Annotated in this window: 14 protein-coding genes; 4 read left to right on the forward strand and 10 right to left on the reverse strand. The window is 65.1% G+C overall.

Annotation, left to right across the window (positions count from 1 at the left end; genetic code table 11):
• Both PMI42_RS04100 and PMI42_RS04105 read left to right on the forward strand, forming a co-directional pair.
• On the forward strand, positions 1–373 hold a 373-nt coding region (locus PMI42_RS04100; RefSeq protein ID WP_008130838.1), incomplete at its 5' end, for a LysR substrate-binding domain-containing protein.
• A gap of 142 nt (positions 374–515) precedes the next feature.
• Positions 516–1,862, forward strand: a complete 1,347-nt coding sequence (locus tag PMI42_RS04105; protein WP_008130839.1) for an MFS transporter — start codon at positions 516–518, stop codon at positions 1,860–1,862.
• Between the two features lie 55 nt (positions 1,863–1,917).
• On the opposite strand, the gene PMI42_RS04110 is transcribed toward PMI42_RS04105, so the two are convergent.
• The 3 genes from PMI42_RS04110 to PMI42_RS04120 are packed head-to-tail and all read right to left on the reverse strand — an operon-like array spanning position 1,918 to position 4,524.
• Complete coding sequence (locus PMI42_RS04110; protein ID WP_008130840.1) at positions 1,918–2,331, reverse strand: Rieske (2Fe-2S) protein; 414 nt, start codon at positions 2,329–2,331, stop codon at positions 1,918–1,920.
• A complete protein-coding gene (locus PMI42_RS04115; RefSeq protein ID WP_008130841.1) occupies positions 2,331–3,440 on the reverse strand; it encodes an amidohydrolase family protein in 1,110 nt (369 codons plus the stop codon). Before PMI42_RS04115 ends, PMI42_RS04110 begins: the two co-directional genes overlap by 1 nt.
• 25 nt (positions 3,441–3,465) lie before the next feature.
• Complete coding sequence (locus PMI42_RS04120; protein WP_008130842.1) at positions 3,466–4,524, reverse strand: amidohydrolase family protein; 1,059 nt, start codon at positions 4,522–4,524, stop codon at positions 3,466–3,468.
• A 167-nt stretch (positions 4,525–4,691) separates the two neighbouring features.
• On the opposite strand from PMI42_RS04120, the gene PMI42_RS04125 reads away from it, so the two are divergent.
• Positions 4,692–5,174: a CinA family protein gene (locus PMI42_RS04125; protein ID WP_008130844.1), complete on the forward strand. Its 483-nt coding sequence runs from the start codon at positions 4,692–4,694 to the stop codon at positions 5,172–5,174.
• Between the two features lie 172 nt (positions 5,175–5,346).
• Here PMI42_RS04125 and PMI42_RS04130 read toward each other — a convergent pair whose 3' ends face one another.
• On the reverse strand, positions 5,347–5,736 hold the full coding sequence (locus tag PMI42_RS04130) for a DUF1488 family protein (protein WP_240535203.1): 390 nt from the start codon (positions 5,734–5,736) through the stop codon (positions 5,347–5,349).
• 36 nt (positions 5,737–5,772) lie between these two features.
• On the opposite strand from PMI42_RS04130, the gene PMI42_RS04135 reads away from it, so the two are divergent.
• Complete coding sequence (locus tag PMI42_RS04135; RefSeq protein ID WP_008130849.1) at positions 5,773–7,272, forward strand: hypothetical protein; 1,500 nt, start codon at positions 5,773–5,775, stop codon at positions 7,270–7,272.
• 18 nt (positions 7,273–7,290) lie between these two features.
• Here the strand turns inward: PMI42_RS04135 and PMI42_RS04140 are convergent, their stop codons facing one another.
• From PMI42_RS04140 to PMI42_RS04165, 6 genes are all read right to left on the reverse strand, one after another.
• Complete coding sequence (locus tag PMI42_RS04140; protein WP_008130851.1) at positions 7,291–8,760, reverse strand: AMP nucleosidase; 1,470 nt, start codon at positions 8,758–8,760, stop codon at positions 7,291–7,293.
• 224 nt (positions 8,761–8,984) lie between these two features.
• Entirely contained in the window at positions 8,985–10,316 is a 1,332-nt protein-coding gene (locus PMI42_RS04145; RefSeq protein WP_008130853.1) for an HlyD family type I secretion periplasmic adaptor subunit, read from the reverse strand.
• A complete protein-coding gene (locus tag PMI42_RS04150; protein ID WP_008130854.1) occupies positions 10,313–12,058 on the reverse strand; it encodes a type I secretion system permease/ATPase in 1,746 nt (581 codons plus the stop codon). The genes PMI42_RS04145 and PMI42_RS04150 overlap by 4 nt, the downstream gene beginning before the upstream one ends.
• Positions 12,059–12,314: 256 nt before the next feature.
• Complete coding sequence (locus PMI42_RS04155) at positions 12,315–12,584, reverse strand: GlsB/YeaQ/YmgE family stress response membrane protein (RefSeq protein ID WP_035964451.1); 270 nt, start codon at positions 12,582–12,584, stop codon at positions 12,315–12,317.
• Positions 12,585–12,840: 256 nt separating this feature from the next.
• A complete protein-coding gene (locus PMI42_RS04160) occupies positions 12,841–13,815 on the reverse strand; it encodes an ABC transporter ATP-binding protein (protein ID WP_008130856.1) in 975 nt (324 codons plus the stop codon).
• A partial coding sequence (locus PMI42_RS04165) for an amidase (RefSeq protein ID WP_008130857.1) occupies positions 13,812–14,737 on the reverse strand: 926 nt, incomplete at its 5' end. The genes PMI42_RS04165 and PMI42_RS04160, both read right to left, overlap by 4 nt.

The following is a 14,737-nucleotide window of genomic DNA, read 5'->3' on the forward strand; positions in this document are numbered from 1 at the left end:
CGAAAAGCCGCTGCGGCGGCCGGAGGATTTGCGAAATCATCCGCTGCTGCACACCTCCAACGCCAACAGCGACGATTGGCGGCTCTGGCTGACGGCCGCCGGCCTGCCGGCCGACATCGCCAAGCAGCCCGGCATCACCTTCGACATGATCTTCATGACCCTCCAGGCCGCGATCGACGGCATCGGCGTGGCGATGGGGCGCACCTCCTACGTGCAGGACGACATCGCCAAGGGCCGGCTCGTGGTGCCCTTCAAGATCGCGCTGCCGGCGGACGCCGGCTTCTACCTGGTCTCGCCGCAGGGCCGCCGCGAGGTGCCGAAGCTCGCCGCGTTCCGGCAATGGATGATTGCTGCAACGCAGAATAAAGCCTGAAAAATCATCAGCTTCCCCGGCAAATTCGATTGACTCGCATCGCCTCGCGCGAGAGGGGTATGACAGATTGTCACAGCATCAATCTGTCGCCTTGCCGTGAAATGAGTTCCGGTCCGGCCACGTCTTTCAGAGGAGTCTCGTCATGGCCGAGCCAGCAGAATCAGCAAATCCACCCGAGTTGAAGTCGCGCATCGGCGCGATCCTGCGCGCGACGAGCGGCAATTTCCTCGAGCAGTTCGACTTCTTCCTGTTCGCCTTCTACGCGCCGGCGATCGCAAAAGCGTTTTTCCCGGCCGCGGACGAGACCGCGGCACTGCTCAATGCCTATGGCGTGTTCTGGCTCGGCGCGCTGATGCGCCCCGTGGGCGCCATCGTGCTCGGCGCCTATATCGATCGCATCGGCCGCCGCCAGGGCCTGATTGTCACGCTCGCGCTCATGGCGCTCGGGACCGTGGTGATCGCCTTCTGCCCGTCCTACGATGCGATCGGTGTTGCCGCGCCGGCCATTGTCCTGATTGGCCGACTGATCCAGGGGTTCTCGGCCGGCGTGGAGCTGGGCGGCGTTTCGGTTTATCTTTCCGAGATCGCGACGCCCGGCAATCGCGGCTTCTACACGTCCTTCCAGTCGTCCAGCCAGCAGGTTGCGATCTTCGTCGCAGCCATCATCGGCTTCATCCTGAGCGAAGCCATGCCCGGCGACACCTTCCTCGACTCGATCGGAGGAATCGCGAAGTGGCGGATTCCGTTCTTCGTCGGCTGCATCATCATCCCCGTCATTTTCGTCCTGCGGCGTTCGCTCGAGGAAACTCCGGCCTTCCTCGCCATGAAGAAACATCCGACCGCGCGCGAAGTGTTCGCGTCGGCGATCGCGAACTGGCGCATCGTCATTCTCGGCATGATGATTGCCGTGCTGACCACGACAACCTTCTACTTCATTACCGTGTATGCCCCCGGCTTCGGCAAGCAGCTCAACCTCTCGCCGACCGGGACGTTGCTCATCACGCTTCTCGTTGCGGTGACCAACTTCATCTGGAATCCGGTCGGCGGCGCGCTGTCCGACCGGATCGGCCGCAAGCCCGTGCTGCTGACGATCTCGGCCCTGTCATTGCTGACGACCTACCCGGCGCTGTCCTGGCTCGCTGCTGAGCCTAGCCTCGGGAAGCTGTTGGCAGTGCAGATGATGCTGTCGTTCTACTTCGGCGTTTACAGCGGCACGATGCTTGGATGCCTGGTCGAGATCGTGCCAGCGCATGTTCGCACGACCTGCTTCTCGATCGCATTCGCGCTGGCTGCGGGCATCTTCGGCACGTCCACCCCGGCGGTCGCGACCAAGCTGATCAGCATGACCAACGGTGACCGGGCTTCGCCGGCCTATTGGCTGGTCTTCGGCGCAGCACTGAGCATTATCGCGACACTCATCGTCTACCGCGGCGGCGGCAAGACGGTGCCGGCCTATGACACGGCGGCGGAGCCGGTCGCGGGGCATTGATGGTCGTTCCCGGCACCGTCCTTCACCCTCCCCTCCAGGGGAGGGTGAAGAGAGGCTACAGCTCCACCACCACGTAATCGCTCTCGACCTTCACCGTGACAGTCTCCGCGACATACGGCCCCTTCACCACGGCCGCGCCGGGCTCGACATGCGCCGGGTACGCCTTCACACGGAAGCGACGGGGGTCGCAGTAGGACTGGCCGGTGCGGATGTCGAACTCCCAGCCGTGCCAGGGACAGCGGATGATCTCGCCTAACTTGGTGTATTCGATCTCGCCGGGGTCGCTCGACTGCGCGAGCCCGATCAGCGGCCCCTCGCACAGCGCCGCGCCCTGATGCGGGCAACGGTTCATCAGGCCGAAATATTCGCCCTTGATGTTGAAGATCGCGATCGGCCGTCCGTCGATCTCCAGGAATTTTCGCGTGCCGGGCGGAAGCTCATCCACAGGCGCAATGACGTGTCTTGCCATCAGGACATGCCGTACAGCTTCTTGGCATTGCCGAGATAGAACGCCTCGCGGTTGTCTTCGCTGACGCCCGCCGGCAGCACGCGCGACGGTTCGTCATAATCCCAATGCGGATAATCGGTCGCGAACAGGAGGCGGTCCCAGCCGATCCATTTGATGACGTCGAACAGATCCTCGCGTCTTTCAGGATCTTCCATCGGCTGCGTGGTCCACCACACCTGCTCGCGGATGTACTCGGACGGCGGCCGCTTCACATGCGGCACCTCGCTGCGCAACCGCTGCCAGACCTTGTCGAGCCGCCACGCCAGCGACGGCGCCCAGCCGAAGCCAGCCTCGATCATCACCATCTTCAGTTTCGGGAAGCGCTCGAACACGCCTTCCAGCACGAGGCTCGCCAGCGCCGATTGCTGGCACTGCGAGTGGCCCACCATCTCCTCGATGTAATAGGAAGGCCAGCCCGACGGCGTGATCGGGTTGCCGCCGAAGCCGAAGGCGTGGACGCCGACGGGAAGGCCGGCCTCTTCCGCAGCCTGATAGATCGGCCAATAGCGGCGCTGGCCGAGCGGCTCGACATTGCGGCTGAGCAGCAGCACCTGCACAAAGTTCTTGTCGCCGGCGCGCTCGCGGATTTCGGCGGCGGCCGACAGCCCGTCCTCATTGCCGACGACGATCGACGCCTTCAGCCGCTTGTCCTTGCTGGTCCATTTGTCGATCTGCCAGTCGTTGATCGCCGAGCACAGCGCGGCCGAGAGCTCGTGATTGCGGATGCCTTGCCCGGTGTTGAGCGGATTGAGCACGCCCAGCTGCACATTGTTGGGATCGAGCAGTTGCTTCTGCATGAAGGAGAGCGAGGAGCCCTGCGGGCCGCCTTCCGGCGGATAGGCGTCGCGGCGCGAGGCGTTGGGCTGGGCCTTCGGATAGGGCGGACCTTCCGTCATGCCCTGATAGGCATGAACGCCGTAGACTTCGAGATGATGCTGCCAGCGTTTGGCGAGATAGGGATAAAGCTCGGTGCGCGTGGCGCGTGCCGGATGAATGTCGCAGTCCGCGATCGCGGTTTTCGTCGTCAGGGGGGAAGCGGCTTCGGTGCCTTCGCGGAACTGGATATTCATCGCCTTGCCTCCTTTGGCAGCGGGCTCACGTCAAGCGGGGATAGGTGGCATGCGGATTGTCGATCATGATCTTGCGCACGAGATCGGGGGTGAGGCCCTCGGGCAGCGCGTCCTGGCCGTCGAACTGCCAGTGCGGATAGTCCGTGGAGAATAGGACCAATTCGTTCGACTGCATATGATCAAACAGGCGAATTAATGTCGCTTCATCTGGCGGCGCATCAAATGGCTGTAACGAGAAGCGGATGTTGCTTCGCACAATCTCGAGCGGCGCGCGATCGACCCAAGGCGTCTCCATCCGCACCCCGCGCCAGAACTTGTGCAGGCGCCAGAGATAAGGCGAGATCCAGGAGACGCCGGATTCCAGCATCACCATCTTCAGCCGCGGATATTTGGCGAACACGCCCTCGACGATCAGGCTGGTGAGCTGGGTCTGGAACGCCTGGGCCTGCCCGACATAGTCCTCGATGTGATAGGAACCCCAGCCCACCGCCGTCGGCGGATTGTGATAGGCGGAACCGGCGTGGATGCCGATGGGGAGTTCCAGCCGTTCCGCCGCCTCGTAGATCGGCCACAGCGCCCGCTTGCCGAGTGGGGTGTCGCCCATCACCAGCATCAGGACCTGGACGAAGCGCTTGTCCTGCGCGCAGCGCTCGATTTCGGCGACGGCTTTCTCGACGCTCTGTGTGGGGATCACGATCGAGCCGCGCAGCCGCTCGTCGCGATCGAGCCATTCTGCCACCAGCCAGTCATTCAGCGCGCGGCAGAAGGCGGCCTGCATATCCTCGGAAAACACCATCTGCACGCCGTAAAGCGGGTTGCAGATGGCATGCTTGAGCTGGAAGGGATCGAGCACATGGCGTTGCATGTCCTCGAGGCTTTCGCCCGGTTTTCCCGTCTCGGGTTGCCAGTCGGGACGCGCCACGATCGGCGAGTTCTGCGGATAGGATTGCGAGACGAGGTCGACCATGCCGCGCGTCGTCACCTGATCGCGCCAATAGTCGTTCAGGTACGGCAGCAGGCTGGTCAGATGCGGCACGGCCGGATGCACGTCGCAATCGACGCCGCCGGCGATCAGGGACGCCATGACGTCTCCCTTTACGTTTCCTCGTCTTTGTCTTGGGCGGCGCTTTGCGGCTGCCGTCTTGTGTCCCACCATTCAAGCAGGCCTGCCCGCCGCCCGCAACTCGGCCAAGACCACTGTCGTATGCTAGGAAGGCGCAGCTCCGTTGCGAGGAATGAAAGGTCAAAGGGATGAAAGAGCTCGTCGGCATTGCGGAACAGGTCGCGGCCAAGCTGATCGCGCGCAAACAGACCATTGCGGTGGCGGAATCATCGACCGGCGGCCTGATCTCGGCCAGCCTGCTCGCGGTACCCGGCGCCTCCGCCTATTACCTCGGCGGCGCCGTGGTCTACACCCGCGATGCCAGGCGCGTGCTGATGGATATTTCGGACGAAGGAATGAAGGGCTTTCGTTCCTCGTCGGAGCCTTACGCAAGACTCCTCGCCGAGCAGATGCGCAGCCGCTTCAGCTCCGACTGGGGCCTGTCCGAGACCGGCGCAGCCGGCCCCACCGGCAACCGCTACGGCGATGCCGCCGGTCATAGCTGCATGGCGGTCGCGGGGCCTGTGGCGGAGGTGATCACGCTGGAGACGGGCGGCAATGACCGGTTCGCCAACATGCAGGTGTTCGCGGCGACGGCGCTAAAGCTGCTGTTGAAGAAGCTGGAGGGGTGATCCTATCCGGTGTAGCAACCACACTATCAGATCCGTCATCCTGAGGTGCTCGCGTAGCGAGCCTCGAAGGATGCACGGCCCCGATGCAGCCCGGCCGTCGCCCTTCGAGGGCCGCTGAAGAAGCGGCCACCTCAGGGTGACGGTGAGGGATTCGTGCTCGCGGCGGCAATCATCACCTTCCCAAATGCCGCATGAATATCCGCACCACGTAGCCCTGGACCCGCGGCGCCTCGTCATAGATGTCAGACGCGATCCGCTCGACGGTCTCTCGCAGGGACAAGAACTGCGCCTGCCGCGCGCTGCTCTCGGTGCCCAGCATGCCGGCAAGCGCGTCCATCGCGGCATCGCTGATCTGGCATTGCACGACCTCTCCATCATTCAGCATGGTGAAGCGAAAGGCCAGCCGTTCAAGGTCATGGCCAATGATCTTGTCGCGCGTCAGTGGCATCAAGTCGTCCCGGTCGAGCCCCCGCGGCGGACAATGCTGAATTTCGGGCGACTTGTCAGCAGCATGCGAATGGAAAAACGCGGACTCGGCAATTTCTTCCTGAGGTTGTATCATCCCAGGTCTTGATGCGGCGAGCCAAGGGAGCAGAGGATGTTCCTGTGGAGAGGCGTTCTCGATCGCTCCGCCTATGTCCGATGCGCGGCGATTGCGGTTGCCCTCGTGCCGGCCACCAGCTTTCTGTTTCTTTATCTGCAAAACGGTCCAAAGCCATATTGCCCTTTGGTCCTGTGCGGCGGCGCGTTTCCATTTCTGTTCTGGCAAGTCTTTGTTGCCGTTCCGCTCACGATGATCGGGATCATCTGCGCGGCAAGAGCCCGCGATGCCGGCTTGCGGCCATCGCTCGGTTGGCTGGTGCCGGTCATATTGTTTGGCGATCAAGCTGTCCTGGAATATACGGCGGCTGGCCAATTCCATGACGTGACCTTCACGCCAATCACGGGCCTTCCCAACTATCCCTTTTTTGCGGCGTTCGGGCTGACCCTGATGGCGTTGCTCGCGGTGCCGGCGACCGGCACGATGCGCCATGTCGGCGAGTCGATCATCGACATTGCGGCGCTCGTCCTGCTGAAATGGATCGCCATCTGCGCAGTCTTTTTCGGCGAGAGGTTCTTCCTTCCGCTTGTCGCAGCCTACGTTCCGTCCGTCGCCGCCTGGCTCTATATACCCCTCGCCTACGGCCCTCATGCGATGCCGCCCTTCCTTGCTTTGGCGGCTTATCGCCTCTGGCGGCCGCCGCTGTCGAGTTCGGCACCGCTGCGCCCTGCCAAGCCAAATCTCTGGCGACCGAAACGAGCGGCTTTGATCGGCGCCGCTGTCGCCGTGGCTTTCCTGCTCTGGTCGATATTGCCGACCACGAGCTTGCCCGCGGCCCTCTATTCGATCCCCGTCGTCCTGGGGCTGTTGTTGCCGACAATTCTTCTGCCGACATTTGCATTTTACGCCATCTTCACCGCGGCCATTTTCCGCTTCCTGGCCAGGCGCGATGCCGTCGGCACCGTCGCCCTTATCACGGTCTCGGCCCCGCTCGCGTTCTGGATCCTGTCCCTCGTCATGGTGCTCAACGCCAAGGCACGGGAGAGAGCCGAGGTCGCGGCCATTCCGAAGACCACGTTGCCAGCCAGGTTCGGAGGCATCGTCGTTGAAGGCGACGACCTCGGGCTGGTGAATTGCGCGGTTGAACGCATTCTCTCGGCCAAGCGGGAGATCGGTGACGTCCTCACCCATTCCCGGGCGTCGTCGAAATATGCCCTGTTCACGCTCGCAACGCTGCACGGTGGCCGAGAAGTCGACAGCGCGCCCGCCGAGCACATCCTGGTCCGGCTGCCCCATCTCCCGGAATTCCTGCAAAGCCGGCATCAAGCCGCAGACCCCGCCGCGCCGTCGATGGAAATCCATGCCACCGATTCAGCCGGAGCGCATCTCCTCGCCGTGACATACACGGCCAACAACCCGGCGCCGAAATTTCCTCCGCTGCTGACGACCGCCGGCTGGTACGATGGTGAGCGGATGGACTCGGACCTTTCGTGCGAGCACGTCAAGGCTTTCCTCGACCGCGAGCTGCTCGACAGGCTGCCGCGCGCGGCGACGTAAACCGGCCGGCAGCCCTGGCTACTGGAACGCGACTTCGGCGAAGCTGCGGAGCTTTCGCGAATGCAGCCGCTCCGATTCCTGCTGCTTGAGACGCTCCAGGGCCTTCAGGCCGATCTCGAGATGCTGGCCGACGCGGCGGCGGTAGAACTCGCTGGCCATGCCGGCGAGCTTGATCTCGCCGTGCAGCGGCTTGTCGGAGACGCAGAGCAGCGTGCCGTAGGGCACGCGGAAGCGATAGCCGTTGGCGGCGATCGCAGCCGATTCCATGTCGAGCGCGACGGCGCGCGACTGCGACAGGCGGCGGATCACCTCGGGGCCGGAGATCTCCCAATTGCGGTTGTCGACGCTCGCCACGGTGCCCGTGCGCATCAGCCGCTTGAGCTCGAAACCTTCGAGGCCGGTGACGTCCTCGACCGCCTGTTCGAGCGCGACCTGCATCTCCGCCAGCGCCGGGATCGGCACCCAGAGCGGCAGCTCGCGGTCAAGCACATGGTCCTCGCGCACGTAACCATGCGCGAGCACGTAATCACCGAGCCGCTGCGTGTTGCGCAGGCCCGCGCAATGCCCAAGCATGAGCCAGGCATGCGGGCGCAGCACGGCGACGTGGTCCGTGACGTTGCGCGCGTTCGACGGACCGGTGCCGATATTGATCAGCGTGATGCCGCGATAGCCTGATGCGACCAGATGGAAGGCCGGCATCTGCGGCGTGCGTGAAGGCGCGTCCCCGGTCATGGCGCCGCCGCTCCGCGTGATCACATTGCCGGGCGCGACGAAGGCTTCGAGGCCGGCCTCGCCGGCCTGAAGCCGCTGCTGGCACGCTTGCGCGAACGCGTCGACATAGAACTGGTAGTTGGTGAAGATCACGAAATTCTGGAAATGCTCGGGGTCGGTGCCGGTGTAGTGATAGAGCCGGCGCAGCGAGTAATCGACGCGGGCGGCGCGGAACAGCGCGAGCGGCTCCGGCGCGCCCGCCTGAAGCTGGAACGTGCCGTCGGCGATCGAGTCGTCCATGGTGGCCAGATCAGGCACGTCGAATGCGTCGCGCAGCGATCGCGTGACCGGCGAGTTCTCGCTGGTGGTGATGGCGGCCTCGATGTTGATGTCGCGGCGATAGGCGAAGTGGATCGGGATCGGCTCGGCGGATTCGCCGATCTCCACGGGCACGCCGTGGTTCTGGATCAACAGGCCAATCTGCTCGGTGAGATAGCTGCGGAACAGATCCGGCCGCGTCACGCTGGTCTCGTGCACGCCGGGGCCGGCGACGAAGCCGTAGGAGAGACGTGAATCCAGCCGCGCATGCGTCGCGGTGGTGAGGCGGACGAAGGGATAGTAGGCCCGCGCCCGCGTGGTGATGGCTTCGCCGCCGACATAGGCCTCGAACCGGTCGCGCAGGAATCTGGTGTTGCGCTCGTAGATCTCCTCGAGGCGGGCGACGGCAAGGCCTGCGTCGGTAAAGGATTCGGTGGCGATGGTGGGTGGAGATTGCATGGTTCGACCGCCGGGCTATTTGGGCTCGAGCCGAACTATAGCAAAGAACGAGGTGCTGTAGTTGCGTAGGGTGGGCAAAGCGAAGCGTGCCCACCATCAGCTCATCGTATAAAAGATCGTGGGCACGGCGCAACTGCGCCTTTGCCCACCCTGCGAGACCGCATCTGCCGCTCCAGATCCCGGATGCGCGCTAAGCGCGCTCCGGGATGACGCGCTTTCGCGCCTCACTTCTCCCGGAACGCCCGCATCAGCTGGTCGTGCAGCGGCTTCATCAGGTAGGACAGCATGGTGCGGTCGCCGGTCTGGACGAAGGCTTCCACGGGCATGCCGGGGATCATCCTGGAGTCGCCGAGGCGGGCGATCTCGTCCGCCGGCAGCGAGACGCGGATGGTGTAGTAGCTCTGGCCGGTGCGCTGGTCGGTGGTGACGTCGGGCGAGACCCGGCTGACGACGCCGTTGAGCTCCGGCGTGGTGCGCTGGTTGAAGGCGGAGAGGCGCAGCAGCGTCTTCTGACCGATCTGGAGCTTGTCGATGTCGACCGGATTGACCTTGGCCTCGACCTGGAGATCATCGGCCTGCGGCACGATCAGCATCAGCGCGTCGCCTGCGGTGACGACGCCGCCGACGGTATGCACGGTCGATTGCAGCACCATGCCGTCCTGCGGCGCGCGGATGTCGACGCGGCGAAGCTGGTCCTCGGCCGCGACCTTGCGCTCGATCATCTCGCCGATCTTGTCGTTGGTCTCGCGCAGATCCTTGGAGACCTCGCTGACCATGTCCTTGTCGACCTGGATGATCTGGAGCTCGGTCTCGGTGATCTTGCCCTTGGCCTGCGCCCGCGAGGCGATGTACTGCGCACGCTCGCCGTTGAGCCGGGCCGAATCGCGTTCGAGCGTGGTCAGGCGGGAGATCTGCACCAGGTGCTTGTCGTAGAGATCGCGGACACCGACCAGCTCCTGCTGCACCAGCGAGATTTCCTTGTCCTTGGCGCGCTCCTGCGCCGAGAGCCCCTCGATCTCCTCGTTGAGCTGCTGGATGCGCTCGCGCAGCTGCGCCTTCTGGCCGGCGCGGCCATTGACGCGGACGTCGAACAGCTTGGTTTCGGCGGAGAGCAGCGCCTTGACGTCGGGGTCGTTGCCGCGATCGAGCAGCGATTGCGGGAAGTCGATCCTGTCGATGCCGCGCTGCTCGGCCTGGAGCCGCGCCGCACGCGCCTGCGCCGCGTCGAGATTCTTGGTGACGATGGCGAGGTTCGCCTTGGTGACGGTGTCGTCGAGCCGCACCACGATGTCGCCGGCCTTGACCACGTCGCCGTCGCGGGCACGGAGCTCGCCGACCACGCCGCCGGTCGGATGCTGCACCTTCTTGACGTTGGATTCGACCACGATCTGGCCCGGCGCGATCAGCGCGCCCGAGATCTGGACGGTCGACGCCCAGCCGCCGAGGCCGACGACCAGGACCAGCACGATTGCCAGTCCGAGCATCAGGTGGAACCGGATCGATTCCCCCACGGTCCGCTTTGCGGCAGGCTTGCCGCCAATGGCCATCGTGCTCATGCCTTGGCTCCGCCTTCGCTGACGATCTTGATCGGAGCCGGCGGCGTCACGCGCGGCTGCAGCACCTGGGCGAGCACCTGCTCCTTCGGACCGAAGGCTTGCATGCGGCCGTCGCGCAGCACCAGGATCTGGTCGACCGCCTCGACGCCGATCGGCCGGTGCGCCACCACGACGACGATGGCGCCGCGCTCGCGCGCGCTGCGGATGGCGCGGGTCAGCGCCTCGTCGCCCTCGGTGTCGAGGTTGGAATTGGGCTCGTCGAGCACGATCAGGAACGGATTGCCGTAGAGCGCGCGCGCCAGCGCCACGCGCTGGGCCTGGCCCGCGGAGAGCGAGGTGCCCTGCTCGCCGACCTGCGTGTTATAGCCCTCGCGCATCTTGATGATCATCTCGTGCACGCCGGCTTCCTTCGCCGCGGCGATGATGCCGTCAGACGTTGCCTCGGGATCGAAGCGGCTGATGTTCTGCGCGATGGTGCCGCCGAACAATTCGACATCCTGCGGCAGATAGCCGATGTGGCGGCCGAGCACGTCGCTCGACCATTGGTCGAGCGCCGCGCCGTCGAGCCGCACCTTGCCGCGCACCGGATGCCAGACGCCGACCAGCGCGCGGATCAGCGAGGATTTTCCGGAGCCGCTCGGCCCGATCACGCCGAGGCCGTTGCCGGCTTCGAGCGCGAAGGTGACGTCCTGCACGATGAGACGCTGGTCGCCCGGCGGCACCATGGCGACGCCTTCGACCGACAGGCGGCTGGTGGGCGCCTGCAACTGGGTCGGCATCGTCTGCGCCGGCATCTGCTCCAGCAGGCGGGTGAGTCGCTGCCAGCTCTGGCGGGCCGCGACGAAGGATTTCCAGTGCGCGATGGCGAGATCGACCGGCGCCAGCGCGCGGGCGGAGAGGATCGAGCCGGCGATGATGATGCCGGCGGTCGCTTCCTGGTGGATGACGAGATAGGCGCCGACCGCGAGCACGGCCGATTGCAGCATCATGCGCAGCACCTTTGCCACCGCACCGAGGCCGCCCGCGACGTCGCTAGCACGCTGGTTGCCGTCGAGATATTTTTCGTTGGCCTCGCTCCAGCGCGCGTTCATCCGGCCGGTCATGCCCATCGACACCATGACTTCGGCATTGCGGCGGCTGGACTGGGCGAGATCGTTGCGCCGGGCGGCAAGGCCCATCGCCTCCTTCGCCGGCTGGCGGGACATCAATTCGGTGACCAGCGTCAGCCCGACCAGGATGACGGCGCCGACCAGAGCGGTGACGCCGATCATGACGTGGAAGGCGAAGCAGATGGCGAGATAGAGTGGCAGCCAGGGCAGGTCGAAGAACGCGCTCGGGCCCATGCCGCCGAGGAAGGAGCGGACATTGTCGAGGTCGCGCAGCGGCTGGAGGCCCTCGTTGCGGCTGCCGACCAGCAGCGGCAGGCGGACGATGGTATCGAACACGCGCTTGTTGAGGGCTTCGTCCAGCGCGGTGCCGATCCGCCCGAGGATCCGGTTGCGGATCATGTCGAGCACGCCCTGCGCCGCATAGAGGAAGCTGGCGAGAACGATCAGGCCGACCAGGGTCGGAACGCTGCGGCTCGGCAGCACCCGGTCGTAGACTTCCAGCATGAAGATCGACCCGGTCAGATAGAGCAGGTTGATCATGCAGCTCATCAAGCCGACGCCGACGAACGCCGTGCGACAAGCGCGCAAGGCGTCACCGAGCTCTGAACGGCGGACGCCAGGTACGGCTGCCATCAGTCTGATCTCTTTCAGGTGAGGGGCAAAGCCCCTGATTTCACAGGCGGTTCAGGGGTACTCGACCCGGATTAACATCGTATTCCCGCAGCGCACCGGCGCAGTCGATTTAATCCGGGCCCCTGAGGGCACATCACCCCCTGTCGGCCCCGCACGCAAGTCCGGTATTTCACAGTCTTTGCGGCTTTTTATAGCAGACATCGCGGCCTCTCCCCAGCCGGGGAGAGGCGAAAGTTCCGATAGAGCCGATGTGGGGCTAGAACCGGCCGCCGCCGCGCACCAGTCTCACCACCAGCAGCAGGATGACCGCGCCGATGGCCGAATAGACGATCTCGGACACCAGGCCGGTACCGATGCGGATGCCAAGCTTTGGAAACAGAAGGCTCGCAACCAGCGCGCCGCAGATGCCGATGACGATATCGCCGATGATGCCGAACCCGGCGCCTCGCACGATCTTCCCGGCCAGCCAGCCCGCGACGAGGCCGACGAACAGGATGACAAGCAGGCCTTCGTTGGAAATGTACATAAGTGGGGTCCCCTCTTCCGTGAATGCCTCCATGGAACGGGAACCGGGATGAATGAGGTGTGAATGCTGTTCCCCGCCGATCGGTTGCGGCGGCAACAACAAAAATGTCGAAAACAACCCCATGCACAGTAGGAAGTGACTCGCCCACCGGCGACCGGCGAACTGTGACAAACCGGTGTCGTCGTTGAGGAATTTTGGGGAAGCGCGGGATTTGCCGTCCAGCGCGCACCCGGCCCCGGAAAGACCGCTGCGCGCCCTAAGAAACGGTCACCGGCTCCGCCAGCACGCACCGCGCCGCCCGGCCTGGGCCGACCTCCACATTCGCAGGCAATTGCTCGACGCAGCGCGGCTGGGCCACGGCACAGCGGGGGGCGAAGGAGCAGTTGTGGGGTTTTTCGGCCAGCGACGGCGGCGTGCCGGGGATAGTTTCCAACCTCGCGCCCCGCTTGGCGCCGTGGATCGTGGAGGCGAGCAGGCCCTTGGCATAGGGGTGCACGGGGGTGCGGACGATATCGCGAAGAGTCCCCTGCTCCACGATCTGGCCGGCATACATCACCGCGACGCGGTCGCAGATCTCGATGGCGACGCCGATATCGTGGGTGACGAAGATGACGGACATGCCGAACTCGCGCTGGAGCTCGCGCAGCAGCAGCAGGATCTGGATCTGCACGGTGGCATCGAGCGCGGTGGTCGGCTCGTCCGCCAGCAGGATTTTTGGACGGCAGGCCAGCGCCAGCGCGATCATCGCGCGCTGGCGCATGCCGCCGGACATTTCGTGCGGATAGGCGTCCAAGCGCCGCTTGGCCGAGGGGATGCGCACGACTTCGAGCATCTCCAGCGCCCTCGCGCGCCCCTCCGCATGGGACTTGCCCTCGTGGCGCACCACGCTTTCGGCGATCTGCGCGCCGATGGTGTAGACCGGATCGAGCGCGAGCGCGGGCTCCTGAAAGATCATCGACACGGTCTGGCCGCGGAACGACGACAGCTGCTCGTCGTTCAGGGCGAGCACGTCCTGGCCCATCACGTTGACCTTGCCCGTGATCTGCGTGCGCTTCTTCGGCAGCAGCCGCATCAAGGCACGCAGGGTCACGCTCTTGCCCGAACCGGATTCGCCGAGCAGGCCCAGCACCTCGCCGTCACCGAGCGAGAGGCTGAGATCGTTCACGGCATAGACCGTGCGCTCGCCGGTGAAGCGGATGTTGAGGCCTGAGATGTCGACGAGCTTTGTCATGACGGCAGTTTCGGCAATCGATCGTGATAGTCGGTGACGCGCTGGAACGCGGCGCCGATGGTGAGCAGGGTCGCTTCATCGAAGGAGCGGCCGATCAGCTGCATGCCGACCGGCAAGCCGCTTTTGGTGAAGCCGGAGGGAATGGTGAGCGACGGCAGGCCGAGGAAGTTCACCGGGCGGGTGAACAGCGTCAGGCGCTGCACCATGGCCGGCGCGTTCGGCCCGCCGCCGACATCGCTCTCCTCGATGGTCGGCGCCGGCACCGGCGAGGCCGGGGCGATAATCGCATCGACGCCCGCGGTTGCAGCGTTGTGCGCGGCGAGCGCGGGGCCGCGCCAGCGCATCGCTTCGAGATAGGTGATGGCGGGAACGGCCAGACCGTTCTGGAGCCGCATCAATGTCTGCGCGCCGTAATCCTGTGCACGCTCGATCATCCAGCGCTTGTGGAAGGCGGCAGCTTCCGCCGCGAGCACGAGCTGGCTTGCCGCCTGCAATTGCCGCTGGTCCGGCAGCTCGACCTTGACGATGTCGGCGCCCTCGCGCTTGAGCACCGCGATGGTCTCGTCCAGCACGCGCGCGACCTCGCTGTCGAGATCGTCGACGTAGAACGCCGCGGGCACCCCTATCTTCAGGCCCTTCAGCGAACTCCTGGTCGCGGCGACGTAGTCCGACAGCGGCTCGTGGCTGGCGGTCGGGTCTTCCGGATCGGGGCCCGCCATCAAGGCCAGCAGCAGCGCACAGTCCTCCGCGGTACGGGCAAGCGGGCCGACCGTGTCGAGCGATTGCGACAGCGGCATCGCGCCGGCGCGGCTGACGCGGCTCCAGGTCGTCTTCAGTCCCGTGACGCCGCAGAAATGCGCGGGCATGCGGATCGAGCCGCCGGTGTCGGAGCCCAGCGCCGCATAGGTCAGGCGGGCGGCGA

Origin of the sequence: Bradyrhizobium sp. YR681 (assembly GCF_000282615.1) — a bacterium.
GTDB lineage: Bacteria > Pseudomonadota > Alphaproteobacteria > Rhizobiales > Xanthobacteraceae > Bradyrhizobium.

Bases quoted from the DNA above. Each gene is read 5' to 3' on its own strand.
- PMI42_RS04130 (WP_240535203.1), bottom strand. From the start codon at position 5,736: ATGATACAACCTCAGGAAGAAATTGCCGAGTCCGCGTTTTTCCATTCG.
- PMI42_RS04135 (WP_008130849.1), top strand. From the start codon at position 5,773: ATGTTCCTGTGGAGAGGCGTTCTCGATCGCTCCGCCTATGTCCGATGC.
- PMI42_RS04155 (WP_035964451.1), bottom strand. From the start codon at position 12,584: ATGTACATTTCCAACGAAGGCCTGCTTGTCATCCTGTTCGTCGGCCTC.
- PMI42_RS04120 (WP_008130842.1), bottom strand. From the start codon at position 4,524: ATGGCGTCCCTGATCGCCGGCGGCGTCGATTGCGACGTGCATCCGGCC.
- PMI42_RS04125 (WP_008130844.1), top strand. From the start codon at position 4,692: ATGAAAGAGCTCGTCGGCATTGCGGAACAGGTCGCGGCCAAGCTGATC.
- PMI42_RS04115 (WP_008130841.1), bottom strand. From the start codon at position 3,440: ATGAATATCCAGTTCCGCGAAGGCACCGAAGCCGCTTCCCCCCTGACG.
- PMI42_RS04110 (WP_008130840.1), bottom strand. From the start codon at position 2,331: ATGGCAAGACACGTCATTGCGCCTGTGGATGAGCTTCCGCCCGGCACG.
- PMI42_RS04140 (WP_008130851.1), bottom strand. From the start codon at position 8,760: ATGCAATCTCCACCCACCATCGCCACCGAATCCTTTACCGACGCAGGC.
- PMI42_RS04145 (WP_008130853.1), bottom strand. From the start codon at position 10,316: ATGAGCACGATGGCCATTGGCGGCAAGCCTGCCGCAAAGCGGACCGTG.
- PMI42_RS04105 (WP_008130839.1), top strand. From the start codon at position 516: ATGGCCGAGCCAGCAGAATCAGCAAATCCACCCGAGTTGAAGTCGCGC.
- PMI42_RS04160 (WP_008130856.1), bottom strand. From the start codon at position 13,815: ATGACAAAGCTCGTCGACATCTCAGGCCTCAACATCCGCTTCACCGGC.
- PMI42_RS04150 (WP_008130854.1), bottom strand. From the start codon at position 12,058: ATGGCAGCCGTACCTGGCGTCCGCCGTTCAGAGCTCGGTGACGCCTTG.